At 59.0% G+C, this 11642-nt stretch carries 19 protein-coding genes and 3 pseudogenes; all 22 read left to right on the plus strand.

The features are described from left to right. Window positions 1-420, plus strand: a pseudogene (locus H5U08_RS02595) (MFS transporter); the annotation flags it as partial. Window positions 421-718: 298 nt separating this feature from the next. Further along, entirely contained in the window at window positions 719-1054 is a 336-nt protein-coding gene (gene rpsJ, locus H5U08_RS02600; RefSeq protein WP_297029787.1) for a 30S ribosomal protein S10, read from the plus strand. 166 nt (window positions 1055-1220) lie between these two features. Beyond that, on the plus strand, window positions 1221-1910 hold the full coding sequence (gene rplC / locus H5U08_RS02605; RefSeq protein ID WP_297029789.1) for a 50S ribosomal protein L3: 690 nt from the start codon (window positions 1221-1223) through the stop codon (window positions 1908-1910). A gap of 86 nt (window positions 1911-1996) precedes the next feature. After that, window positions 1997-2635 carry a 50S ribosomal protein L4 gene (gene rplD, locus H5U08_RS02610; RefSeq protein WP_297029790.1) on the plus strand — a complete coding sequence of 213 codons (639 nt, stop codon included), beginning with the start codon at window positions 1997-1999 and terminating at the stop codon, window positions 2633-2635. Between the two features lie 17 nt (window positions 2636-2652). Then, window positions 2653-2967: a 50S ribosomal protein L23 gene (rplW, locus tag H5U08_RS02615; protein WP_297029792.1), complete on the plus strand. Its 315-nt coding sequence runs from the start codon at window positions 2653-2655 to the stop codon at window positions 2965-2967. Between the two features lie 22 nt (window positions 2968-2989). Continuing rightward, window positions 2990-3847 carry a 50S ribosomal protein L2 gene (rplB, locus tag H5U08_RS02620; RefSeq protein WP_297029794.1) on the plus strand — a complete coding sequence of 286 codons (858 nt, stop codon included), beginning with the start codon at window positions 2990-2992 and terminating at the stop codon, window positions 3845-3847. 55 nt (window positions 3848-3902) lie between these two features. Beyond that, window positions 3903-4172: a 30S ribosomal protein S19 gene (gene rpsS, locus H5U08_RS02625; protein WP_297029795.1), complete on the plus strand. Its 270-nt coding sequence runs from the start codon at window positions 3903-3905 to the stop codon at window positions 4170-4172. A 57-nt stretch (window positions 4173-4229) separates the two neighbouring features. Beyond that, window positions 4230-4592, plus strand: a complete 363-nt coding sequence (gene rplV / locus H5U08_RS02630; RefSeq protein ID WP_366493922.1) for a 50S ribosomal protein L22 — start codon at window positions 4230-4232, stop codon at window positions 4590-4592. Window positions 4593-4678: 86 nt separating this feature from the next. Continuing rightward, window positions 4679-5416: a 30S ribosomal protein S3 gene (rpsC, locus tag H5U08_RS02635; protein ID WP_297029799.1), complete on the plus strand. Its 738-nt coding sequence runs from the start codon at window positions 4679-4681 to the stop codon at window positions 5414-5416. Further along, on the plus strand, window positions 5355-5771 hold the full coding sequence (gene rplP, locus H5U08_RS02640; RefSeq protein WP_297029801.1) for a 50S ribosomal protein L16: 417 nt from the start codon (window positions 5355-5357) through the stop codon (window positions 5769-5771). Before rpsC ends, rplP begins: the two co-directional genes overlap by 62 nt. An 83-nt stretch (window positions 5772-5854) precedes the next feature. Beyond that, window positions 5855-6067: a 50S ribosomal protein L29 gene (gene rpmC / locus H5U08_RS02645; protein ID WP_297029803.1), complete on the plus strand. Its 213-nt coding sequence runs from the start codon at window positions 5855-5857 to the stop codon at window positions 6065-6067. 95 nt (window positions 6068-6162) lie between these two features. Beyond that, a complete protein-coding gene (rpsQ, locus tag H5U08_RS19785) occupies window positions 6163-6522 on the plus strand; it encodes a 30S ribosomal protein S17 (RefSeq protein WP_366493917.1) in 360 nt (119 codons plus the stop codon). A gap of 98 nt (window positions 6523-6620) precedes the next feature. Continuing rightward, a complete protein-coding gene (gene rplN, locus H5U08_RS02655; RefSeq protein WP_095414443.1) occupies window positions 6621-6989 on the plus strand; it encodes a 50S ribosomal protein L14 in 369 nt (122 codons plus the stop codon). Continuing rightward, a complete protein-coding gene (gene rplX, locus H5U08_RS02660; protein ID WP_297029809.1) occupies window positions 6989-7339 on the plus strand; it encodes a 50S ribosomal protein L24 in 351 nt (116 codons plus the stop codon). Before rplN ends, rplX begins: the two co-directional genes overlap by 1 nt. 19 nt (window positions 7340-7358) lie before the next feature. Then, a complete protein-coding gene (rplE, locus tag H5U08_RS02665) occupies window positions 7359-7904 on the plus strand; it encodes a 50S ribosomal protein L5 (protein WP_297029810.1) in 546 nt (181 codons plus the stop codon). A 32-nt stretch (window positions 7905-7936) separates the two neighbouring features. Continuing rightward, window positions 7937-8122: a type Z 30S ribosomal protein S14 gene (locus tag H5U08_RS02670; protein ID WP_297029812.1), complete on the plus strand. Its 186-nt coding sequence runs from the start codon at window positions 7937-7939 to the stop codon at window positions 8120-8122. Window positions 8123-8138: 16 nt separating this feature from the next. Continuing rightward, the gene (rpsH, locus tag H5U08_RS02675; protein ID WP_297029814.1) at window positions 8139-8534 is read left to right on the plus strand and encodes a 30S ribosomal protein S8; all 396 of its coding nucleotides are present in this window, start codon (window positions 8139-8141) and stop codon (window positions 8532-8534) included. Window positions 8535-8585: 51 nt separating this feature from the next. Beyond that, entirely contained in the window at window positions 8586-9131 is a 546-nt protein-coding gene (gene rplF, locus H5U08_RS02680) for a 50S ribosomal protein L6 (RefSeq protein ID WP_297029816.1), read from the plus strand. A gap of 115 nt (window positions 9132-9246) precedes the next feature. After that, a pseudogene (gene rplR / locus H5U08_RS02685) lies at window positions 9247-9612 on the plus strand (50S ribosomal protein L18); the annotation flags it as partial. Between the two features lie 158 nt (window positions 9613-9770). After that, the gene (rpsE, locus tag H5U08_RS02690; RefSeq protein ID WP_297029817.1) at window positions 9771-10262 is read left to right on the plus strand and encodes a 30S ribosomal protein S5; all 492 of its coding nucleotides are present in this window, start codon (window positions 9771-9773) and stop codon (window positions 10260-10262) included. After that, window positions 10259-10759, plus strand: coding sequence for a 50S ribosomal protein L15 (rplO, locus tag H5U08_RS02695; protein ID WP_297029819.1), 501 nt, complete (start codon window positions 10259-10261; stop codon window positions 10757-10759). Before rpsE ends, rplO begins: the two co-directional genes overlap by 4 nt. Before the next feature lie 54 nt (window positions 10760-10813). Further along, window positions 10814-11642 (plus strand): annotated as a pseudogene (locus tag H5U08_RS02700) (preprotein translocase subunit SecY); the annotation flags it as partial.

Below are 11642 nucleotides of genomic sequence, written 5' to 3' on the forward strand. Positions count from 1 at the left end.
TTGCGGAGAATTTCGGTCGGAATGTTTGTGGCCGCCGGCTCTTTCTGGATATCCGCCGTCATCGAATCACTCATTCAGAGGGGTCTGGCCCCGACGATAGGTTGGCAATTCCTGGCGTATCTTGTGCTGACCTCGGCGGAGGTTCTGGTGTCGGTCACCTGTCTGGAGTTTGCCTACACCCAGGCCCCCAAACGGCTCAAGTCGCTTGTCATGGGGATGTATCTTCTTTCGGTTTCGCTGGGGAATGCATTCACGGCGGCCGTCAATTACGTGGTGAAGCTGTACCACCTGGATGCGCCGGGCAACATCATGGCTGGCCCCGGGTACTTCTGGTTTTTTGTGCTCACGATGCTGGTTACGGCGGGGCTTTTCAGCCTGGTGGCCAGCTTTTACCGGGGGAAGGATGTGCTTCAGGACTAAGAAATGGCCGGGACTGTCCCGCGCTGCCGGCCGAGAAGGAAAAGGAGCAGCCGGAGCCACTCGACCGGCGACTGCCCCTCGAATTTGCACCCAGGGGGACTTGGCACGGAAGCGATCTCTGTGGTTAAATACGGAAACCCACTCTGAATGGAGGCGGCGTGAGGACGCGAGGGGATCTGCACCACGATTTTCCTTCCTGCCTCCCCATTGAGAAAATCAAACCCATCTGATAAGATCTAAGTTTTTCGCCCCGAATCAGGGCGGCGAGGGATATTATTCACTATCAGGGTGATGTTTTATGGCGGGCGTCCTGAATGAGATTATTCGCATCCGCATGGAGTCGTACGACCACGCGGTGCTCGACCAGTGCGCGAAGGAAATTGTGGACACGGCGAAGCGCACACACTCCAAAGTGCATGGTCCGATTCCCCTGCCGGTAAAAATCGAGCGGTACACGGTTCTTTCCAGTCCCCACGTGGACAAGAAAGCTCGGCAGCAGTTTGAGATTCGGACGCACAAACGCCTGATCGACATCCTGGAAGCCACGCCTAATACCATTGAGCAGTTGAACAAACTGACGGCCCCGGCAGGGGTGGATATTAAAATCAAGATCATTCCTCGCGGTCGGAAGTGAAAAGATCGCGGCAGGTGTTTGAGGCGGGGTGACGGGGCGGAGTGAAGCAGGTTGGTCGGTGGATTCGGCGGTTGTCAGTAGCGGCGTATGATGTGGAAGCTCCAGGGGTAACGGCGGACCGGTCCGATGCGTCCTCTGGGGCAACGCAGGAAAAGGTGAGCAAACCATGGCACTCGGACTTCTGGGCCGAAAAGTCGGCATGACTCAAATATTCGACGAGGACGGCCGGGTGATTCCGGTAACGGTCATCCAGGCTGGTCCATGTCATATTTTGCAGCTTCGGACGCTGGATCGGGACGGTTACGAAGCCATCCAGGTGGGATATCTTGACAAACCTCGTCGCAAGGCGACCCGCGCGGAGCGGGGTCACGTCGCCAAGCTTGACAGCAAACGACAGCGGCTTCTGGCGGCGGCAGGTGTAGAGACTCTTCCCAAGGCCAATTGCGAACCGAAACGGTTCATTCGCGAATTCCGGCACCCCGTGGACGGATTCTCCGTTGGCCAGGTTCTGACGGTGGAGCTTTTTCAGGGGGTCAAGGCGGTCGATGTCACCGGCACCACGAAAGGGCGTGGTTTTGCCGGGGTCATGAAGCGGCACGGGTTCGCCGGTCAGAGGGCAAGTCACGGTGTGAAGAAGGTGCATCGGCATCCAGGATCAACGGGTTGCAATACCTCGCCTGGTCGCGTTCCTCCGGGACGGCGCATGGCGGGGCATTATGGTCACGAGCGCTGCACGATTCGAAACCTGCAACTCGTCAAAATCGATCCTGAGCGGCATCTTCTGGTGGTGCGGGGTGCGGTGCCGGGTCCAGCAGGGGGGCTCGTGATCATTCGGCCGACCAATAAGGTGGGTTGATGAGTTGGAGCTGGATCGGAGCAGCGGAGTCCACCGAGGCGAGTTCGTGGGCGTCATCGTCGAGGGCATTGCAGGAACAGTGACATATGGTGAGCATTCCAGTCTATAACCGGAACGGCGAGCAGGTCGATGTGTATGAAATCGACCCCGCGGAACTTGCGCCCAAGATCAACAAGCAACTCTTGCACGACGCGGTCGTTATGTATCGCGCCAATCTGCGGCAGGGAACCGCAAAGTGCAAGAATCGGTCGGAGACGGAAGGCTCCACCCGAAAGCTGTATCGGCAAAAGGGAACCGGTCGGGCTCGAGCAGGTATGCGGCGGACACCGATCCGGCGAGGTGGTGGCCGCGCGCACCCGAAGCGGCCGCAGGACTGGTCGTATCGGCTGCCGAAAAAGGCGCTCCGGCTGGCGACGAGAATGGCCCTCGCCGCCCGCATCGCCGACAACGAGGTGGTGCTCATCGACGAACTGAAATTCGAGCAGCCAAAAACGAAGGAAGCCGCCACTATCCTGAAAAACTTGGGGCTGCAGGATCAGCGGTTGCTGGTCACGCTTGAGAATTACGACGTGACGGCCTACAAGAGCCTGCGGAACATCGACAAGGTGGACACGCTGCCGGTGTCAGACCTGAACGCGTACGTGATACTGCGGCCCAAAAAGGTCCTGATGACGCGAGCGGCACTCGATATGTTCCGCGCAAAAGCAGTGGGAACAGCTAGTTAAAAGCGGAGTGCATCCCCATGTTGAGGAATACACCCAAGCCAGAATTCAGCGGCCTTGAGCCTCACCAGGTGATCCTCCGGCCGCTGATCACCGAGAAGAACCACCACAAGGCCGAGCGGTACAATCAGTACGCCTTTGAGGTCAGTCCGCTGGCGACCAAGGCGGATATCAAACGCGCGGTGGAAGAATTGTTCAACGTGAAGGTTCTGTGGGTGAACGTGCAGAATCGCCGGGGCAAGCCGCGGCGCGTGCGCTGGCGGATTGGGTACACCAAAGCCTGGAAGAAGGCGATTGTGAAGCTGCATCCGGAATACAGAATCCATCTCTACTGATAACACAAAGCGAGTCGTTGCTATGGGAATTCGAGCCTACAAGCCGACATCGCCGGGCCGACGCGGCGCTACCGTCAGCGATTTTTCTGAGCTGACGCCGGGTGCCAAGCCGGAAAAGAGCCTGCTTGTTCCCCTGAAGAAGAAAGGTGGCCGGAACAACCAGGGCATCATCACCTGCCGTCATCGCGGCGGCGGGCACAAGCGGATGTACCGGCTGATCGACTTCAAGCGAAATAAAGATGGGATCCCCGCCAGGGTGGACTCCATCCAGTATGACCCGAATCGCAGCGCGCGGATCGCGCTGCTTGTGTACGCGGACGGCGAAAAACGATACATCATCGCTCCGGATGGGCTCAAGGCCGGTGATACCGTGATGAGCGGCCCGGGTGCCCCGCCCAACATCGGCAATTGCCTGCCGCTTTCCGAAATTCCGCTGGGGATGCAGGTGCACAATATCGAGCTGATCCCGGGGAAAGGGGGAGTGATGTGTCGGGCGGCGGGATGCGCTGCGACGCTCGTCGCGAGGGACGCGAACTGGGCCCAGCTTACACTGCCGAGCGGTGAGATTCGGCGTGTACCGGCGGCGTGTCGGGCGACCATCGGCATGGTCAGTAACCCCGACCACGAAGGCATTGTGCTCGGCAAGGCCGGACGCAAGCGGTGGCTGGGCCGACGGCCTCACGTCCGCGGCACGGCCATGAACCCGATCGATCACCCGCACGGTGGTGGTGAGGGCCGATCGAAAGGCGGCCGGCACCCGTGCAGTCCTACTGGAAAGCCTGCAAAAGGTGGCTACACGCGGAAGCGCGGTAAACCCTCCAACAAGGCGATTGTTCGACGTCGGCGTTCGGTGCGGTATGGACAGTTGCCGATTCGCTGATGCTGGGTGAATGGGCTGGATCCAAACATAGAGCACGATGTGACGGCAGGAGAATATGGGACGGTCACTAAAAAAAGGTCCGTACGTCGATGAAAAGCTCGCCGCGAAGGTGGAAAAGCTGAACGCGGCGGGAAAGAAAGAGCCTATCAAGACCTGGGCGAGAGCCTGCACGATTATTCCCGAATTTGTCGGCCACACGTTCCTGGTCCACAACGGCAAGACGCATGTGAAGGTGTTTGTGACCGAGGATATGGTGGGGCACCGGTTGGGTGAGTTCGCCCCCACCCGGATCTTCCGGGGTCACGGCGGTCGTGGCAAGAAGTGATCGGGAAAGTGGCGACGCGGTGCAAGGCTCACCGGGTGGTGAGGTGCGACAATGCAAATGGAAGCGAAATACATACCGTCGGAATACCGAGCACTTTATCGGTACGCGCGGATCAGCCCCCGCAAGGCACGGCTGGTGGTGGATGTGGTCCGCAACAAACAGGTGGACGAGGCGCTGGCCATTTTGAGCACGATGCCGCATCGGGCGGCTCGGATGGTGGGAAAAGTCATCGCGAGCGCCCTGGCCAATGCGATTGATCAACAGGAGCCCGATCCAAAAAAACTGCACGTGGTCAAGATTTGGGTCGACGAAGGCCCGCGTTTGAAGCGGCTCCGCCCCATTTCCCGGGGGATGGCTACGATCATTCAGCGGCGGATGTGTCACATCGGTGTGCATCTCGGTTATCGAGAGCGTCGTTGAACAATGCCAGAGCGCAGATGGGAGTGCAAGGCCGGACGTTCGACCGAATGACAGACGAATAACCGGAGCGTTGGGGAAGGAAGTATATGGGTCAAAAGGTCAACCCGATCGGATTTCGAACAGGTATCTTCCTTGACTGGAAGAGCCGGTGGATCGCCCCCAAGCGAGAGTTTGCGGATCTTTTGCTGGAGGACTACAAGATCCGGCAGTATATCCTCAATCGGCGGGAGCCCTCGCCGGAAAGGGGCGGTCGCGGGGAGCGCCGGGCCTATCCGATGATCTCCAAAATCGAGATCGAACGGACGCGCGATGAAGTTCGGGTGATCATTTTCACGGCTCGGCCAGGTGTGTTGATCGGTGCGAAGGGCGGACGGATCGAGCAACTTCAGCAGGAACTCCAGGAACTCACAGGACGGCGGATCAACCTGACGATCGAGGAAATCACCCGGCCGGAGTTGGTTGCGCAACTGGTGGCTGAATCCATCGCGGAGGAACTGGAAAGACGGGTGAGCTTCCGTCGGGCCATGAAAAAGGCGATGGACGCGGCCATGGCGCAGGGGGCCAAGGGAATCAAAGTTCAGCTTTCCGGACGTTTGGGCGGCGCCGAAATGTCACGCCGCGAAAAGCAGATCATGGGCTCGGTGCCGCTTTCCACGCTCCGGGCGAATATCGACTACGGTTTCGCCGAGGCCACCATTCCGCAGGGCCAGATCGGCGTTCAGGTGTGGATATACTTGGGCATGTTTAGCGAGGACGACAGCCATGGCGTTGATGCCAAAACGGGTCAAACATCGAAAAAGTCAAAGAGGGCGTATAAGGGGTAAGGCCACTCGCGGAAACCGTGTGGTCTTCGGCGAGTTCGGACTCCAGGCGGTTCAGGGCGGCTGGATCCCCGCTGCCACGATCGAGGCGGGACGTATCGCCGCACAACAGTATTTGCGGGCGGGCGGTCGCCTTTATATCCGTATCTTTCCGCACAAGCCGATTACGTCCATCCCCCTGGAAACCCGAATGGGAAAGGGGAAGGGCGAGCCGGAATACTGGGCCGCTGTGGTGAAGCCCGGCACGATTCTGTTTGAGTTGGGTGGCGTTTCCGAGGATGCGGCGCGGCTGTGCTTCGCACGGCTGGCCCATAAGATGCCGGTGAAAGTACGATTCGTTCGCCGGCACACGATGTAAGTGACGGGGGATCAAAAAGTCGGTTGGACGCGGCAATCAAGCCCGCAGCTGGTGGGTGGAATACAAGATAGGGTGAGGACGCGATGAAAGCGCGAGAGTTGCGCGAAATGAGTACCGAACAACTGGAGGCGCTCCTGCGGGAAACGACGGAAGCGCTGTTCAGGCTGAGAATCCAGAAGCAGACGGAACGCTTGGCGTCTCCGATGGAGCCCCGCCTGAAGCGCCGGCTCATCGCTCGAATCAAGACCATCCTCAACGAGCGGGCGCGGGCCGAGGCCCAGAAGCAGCAGGCGTGAGGGAGGAGTTGAGCGGTCCCTGGCACGGGAGTGTGAACTGAAACTGACACGGCATTTGGAAACAGTTTGGCGTAGACGGGAAGGTTGAAACTCATATGCCGAGACGACGCGAGATCGGAATCGTCACAAAGGCCAACGTGCCAAAAATGAGGCGGGTGGAGATCATCCGTCTCGTTCAGCACCCGCGGTATAAAAAATACGTCAAGCACCGCACGATTTGTTACGTCCATGATGAGAATGATGAGTCTCGCGTGGGTGACCAGGTGGAAATCATGGAGTCACGACCGCTGTCTCGACTCAAGCGATGGCGGCTGGTGCGGGTGGTAGCTCGGGGGCGGGCCGAGTTGATCGAGAAACGGAAGGAGGTCGAAGTCGAGCTCCAGGCGGTCAGTAGAGGAGAAAGCGAAGAAAGCGGAAGCGAAACGAGCCCGCCTGCGCAGTCCACCACTGAGTGAGCAGTGCGTGTGGAAACGGGCCCTGGCAGAAGGAACAGGCATTCCGCGAATAATGATGGGGACTCACCTGGCAGGGAACGCGACGAGAGGTTCAGGCCATGATACAGATGCAAACTCGGCTGGATGTAGCCGACAACACGGGCGTCAAGGAATTGATGTGCATCAAAGTGCTGGGGGGAAGTCGGCGGCGCTATGCGACGCTGGGCGATATCGTGGTATGCAGTGTCAAAGGCGTGATCCCCGGCAGCACGTTCCAGAAAGGGGCGGTAGTGCGGGCGGTGATCGTTCGCACCCGAAAGCCGAAACGCCGTCCCGACGGGAGCTACGTGCGGTTCGACAGCAACGCTGCGGTCATTGTTGATAACGAAGGGAACCCAAGGGGAACGCGCATTTTCGGCGCGGTGGCAAGGGAATTGCGGGAAAAGAACTTCATGAAGATCGTGAGCCTCGCGGCCGAGGTGGTGTGATGCGAATCCGAGTCGATGACATCGTCGAAGTGATTGCCGGAGACGATAAGGGCGTCCGCGGTCGCGTCCTCCGCGTGGACCGGAAGGAGGGGCGCGTGGTGGTGGAAGGGGTGAACGTGGTTCTCAAGCACGTTCGCCCGTCGCGTCAGGCCCGGCAGGGTGGTCGTCTTTCCAAGGAGCGACCGATTCAGATGTCCAACGTCATGCTGGTTTGCCCGTCGTGCGACCGGGCGACGCGCGTGGGCGCGCGATTCCTGCCGGATGGATCCAAGGTGCGGTACTGCAAAAAGTGCAACGCGAACATTGGGGTCATCTCACCCCCGCGGAAGCGTGTGGCGCAACAGGCTTGAAACGAGAGATTGATGGACTATGGAACCGCGCTTGCTGGAAAAATATCGGAAAGAGGTGATACCGGCCCTCAAAGAGAAGTTGGGTCGGCAGAACATCCTCTCACTCCCCCGACTGGAAAAGATTGTCATCAACATGGGGGTGGGTGAGGCCAAGAAGGAGAAAAAGTACCTGGACGAGGCAGTGGATGCGCTCACCCAGATTGCCGGTCAAAAGGCCGTCATCACGCGTGCCAAGAAATCCGTCGCCGGCTTCCAGGTCCGCCAGGGAATGGCGATCGGGTGCAAGGTGACCCTCCGCGGACGGAGGATGTACGAGTTTCTCGATCGGCTCATTTCCATCGCTCTGCCTCGGGTTCGCGACTTCCGGGGGCTGAATCCACGGGCGTTCGACGGGCGGGGAAACTATACTCTTGGACTGAGCGAACAAATGGTGTTCCCGGAATTGAATCCGGATAAATATTCCCGAACCCAGGGGATGGACATCTGCATCGTGACCACTGCGAAAAATGATGATGAAGCGAGAGAGTTGCTTCGCCTTCTGGGGATGCCGTTCAGAAGCGAGTAACCGAATTTGGCAGGCGTAACAGGACTCAACCAATGGCGAGTAAATCCAAAATTGCAAAATTCCACAAAAAGCCCAAATTCAGCACGCGGTTTCGAAACCGGTGCCGGATTTGCGGAAGGCCACGAGGCGTCTATCGCCGGTTTGGCCTTTGCCGTATTTGCATCCGCAAACTGGCGGATCAGGGGATGATTCCTGGTTTGATGAAGGCGAGCTGGTAAAGGGATAAACGTGCCTATGATGACCGACCCAATCGCCGATATGTTGACCCGCATTCGGAATGCGATCCGCGTGGAGCGGCCCCATGTCGATATTCCTGCATCGCAGCTCAAACGCGGCCTGGCCGACGTCTTGAAACGAGAAGGCTACATCTGGGACTGGGAAGAGATTCCGGGACAGCCCCGCGCCACGTTGCGGCTGTATTTGAAGTACGGTCCAAACGGCGAACAGGTCATCCGTCACATACGTCGGGTCAGCAAACCTGGGCGCAGAATTTACCGTCGGGTGGCCGATTTGAAGCCCGTGCTCAACGGATTGGGAATTTTCATTCTCAGCACGAGTCGCGGGATCCTCAGCGACCGGGAGGCCCGGACGCGTAATGTTGGGGGTGAGATCCTGTGTGAAGTGTGGTGAGAGGGACCACCGCGGCCACGCGAATTCAAAGGCGAGGATGAGTGAGAAGCTATGTCGCGAATAGGAAAACGTCCGGTACCCATTCCCCAGGGTGTCAAAGTCACCGTTGAGGGACGACTCATCACGGTGGAGGGTCCTAAGGGACGCCTCCAGTGGGAGCATCGTCCAGAGGTCCAGGTCACCGTGCAGGAGCAGCCGCACCAGGTCGTGGTGCAACGGGTCCAGGAAACGCGCCTGGCGCGGGCACTTCATGGATTGACCCGGGCGCTCGTCAATAACATGATCGTCGGTGTGACCCAGGGCTATGAAAAGCGTCTGGAAATCGTGGGCGTGGGTTACCTGGCGGCTGTCCAGGGGCGGACGCTGCAGCTCCGCGTGGGTTACGCCAACGAGCTGCAGGTGCCGATTCCCGACGGACTGGAAGTGACCTGCCCCGATCAGCAGCATATCGTGATCCGGGGAATTGATAAACAGAAGGTCGGCAACTTCGCGGCGTCGGTCCGCGCCCTGCGGAAGCCCGATCCCTACAAGGGCAAAGGCATCCGGTATCAGGGCGAGCATATCCGCATGAAGGAAGGAAAGGTCTCGGCGAAGTAGTCCTGAACCGCACGGCAGGTTGTGGGAGTCTGCTGGTACGATCGGCGTGATCAGCTAGTAGGATAGGAAACAGGCGGTCGGAAAATAGAAAACACAACACAAGAGAGAGTGAGCCGTGAGTCAGCTTAAACGATTACAGCGGCGACGGTTGCGGCGAATGTATCGGGTGCGTAACAAACTCAAAAGGGTGTCCACGCGACCCCGATTGAGCGTGTTCCGCAGCCATAAGCATATCTACGCCCAGATTATTGACGATACTCAGGGGCGGACGTTGGCGGCGGCCAGTACCGTGGAAAAAGACATCCGCGACATGGTGGGTGGATACGGCGGCAACATTCAGGCAGCCACCGTGGTGGGACGGATCATCGCCGAACGGGCTCTGGCCGCGGGCGTTCGCCAGGTCGTGTTTGATCGGGGGCCGTACAAGTATCACGGTCGGGTGGCAGCACTGGCCGATGCCGCTCGGGATGCGGGTCTGGATATCGGGCCCAAAAAGGAGGTTCAGGCGGCTTCCGCCCAGGAAGAAACGGATAAAAAAGGCCAGAAGGCAAAGGGTGGTGGCAAGGCCGATGCCGCTAAAGGCAAAGGTGGGGAGAAGAAAAAGTCCTGATTGGGCATACAGAAAATTAAGGGTCACTCATGGCAACAGACCTTGAACCGATCCGTGGCCAACTGATTGAAAAAGTTCTCAGCGTCCGCCGGTGCGCGGCCGTCGTCAAAGGGGGACGCCGGTTCAGTTTCACCGCCCTCGTTGTCGTCGGCGACGGCATGGGCAAAGTAGGCTGGGGATACGGAAAAGCGAACGAGGTTCCACCGGCCGTCGCCAAGGCAATCAAAGATGGAATGCGGCGGATGAAGCCGGTCACCGTTATCGACGGTACCATCCCCCATCAAGTTTGGGGAGAATTCGGGGCCGCCAAGGTCGTGCTCATCCCGGCGGGCCCTGGGACCGGCGTCATTGCGGGAGCGGCCGTGCGGGCGGTCTGCGAAGCAGCGGGAATCAAAAATATTCTGACCAAAAGCTACGGAAACACCAACCCCATCAACCTGGTGAAAGCCACGATGAACGCCCTCGAGAAATTGCGGTCGAGGGCCGAGGTTGAACGTTTGAGAGGGACATCACTGGCATGAATATTGATCAGGTCAACCGAGGCATCGTAAAACATAAAGCGCGGAAGCGAGTGGGCCGGGGGCCCGGCTCAGGACACGGCAAGACCTGCGGTCGTGGGCACAAGGGTGCGCGGTCCCGGAGCGGCTGGCGCCAGAAACCCGGTTTCGAAGGCGGTCAGATGCCGCTCATTCGTCGCGTGCCCAAGCGGGGCTTCAATAACGCGCGCTTCGCACCCCGGATTGCCGAGGTCAATGTCGAGGTCCTCGAAAAGCTGTTTGCCGATGGGAGCGAGATTAACCCCGACGTCCTCAGGGAGCGGGGAGTGATCAAAGGCGTATTTGATGAGGTGAAGATTCTCGGCGATGGCGAGCTCACCAAGAAGCTCGTCGTCGCGGCCCATCGGTTCAGCCGCTCGGCGAAGGAAAAGATTGAAAAGGCGGGTGGTCAGGCGGTGGTTTTGCCGGGGAAAACTCCCGTCGAAGAAAAAAAGAAACAGAAGAAGGCAGCCACGACCTGATGATGCGGTGAAAACGGATTAGCTGGCAATGCCTGACACGGGACGGTCCAGTGTATGTGGGAAAAAATTCGCATTATCTTCACGATTCGTGAACTTCGTCAGAAGATCCTCCTGACGCTCGTCCTTCTGGCGATTTACCGTATCGGTGAGCAAATCCCCGTGCCGGGCGTCAATACCGAGCGGATGACGGCCGTCTTCCGCAGCGAAGCCGCCGGTGGGTTCCGCGACCTCCTGGATCAGATTACCGTGTTCGCCGCCAGCCGTCTGGATCAGGCCACCATTTTCGGTCTGGGAATCATGCCCTACATCTCGGCCTCGATCATTTTTCAGCTCCTGGCCAGTGTGTATCCGCCTCTGGAAAAGCTGAAGAAGGAAGGGCCGGCGGGCTACAAGAAGATCAACGAATACACGCGCTACGCCACCGTGGGAATCTGCATCATTCAGAGCTGGATGTACGTGGCGTGGTTGAGTGCCCAGGGATTCGTGCGCCCGGAGTACACCTACGGAGAAGGGCAGGGCGTCTATTTCTCCTGGTTCCTGATGGCTGTCATCACAATGACGGCGGGAACCACCTTCCTCATGTGGCTCGGGGAGCAGATCGATGAGTATGGCGTGGGCAACGGGATCAGCCTTCTCATTATGGCGGGAATTCTGGCCCGGATGATTCCCGCCCTGTATCAGGAACTGCGGCCGGTGTTTGACGAGGGGCTTGAGCTGACCAGCAGCGGCGGGAAACTCGGGTTCGACACGCTGGCTGTGCTGTTCGTCCTCTTTGTCTCGGTGGTGGCGGGGGTCGTGTATATGACCCGTGCCCAGCGGCGGATCCTGACGCAGAGTGCGAGGCATGTGCGCGGACGTCGGGTTTATGGCGGAGCCCGAGATT

Origin of the sequence: Thermogutta sp., assembly GCF_014359955.1 — a bacterium.
Lineage (GTDB): Bacteria > Planctomycetota > Planctomycetia > Pirellulales > Thermoguttaceae > Thermogutta.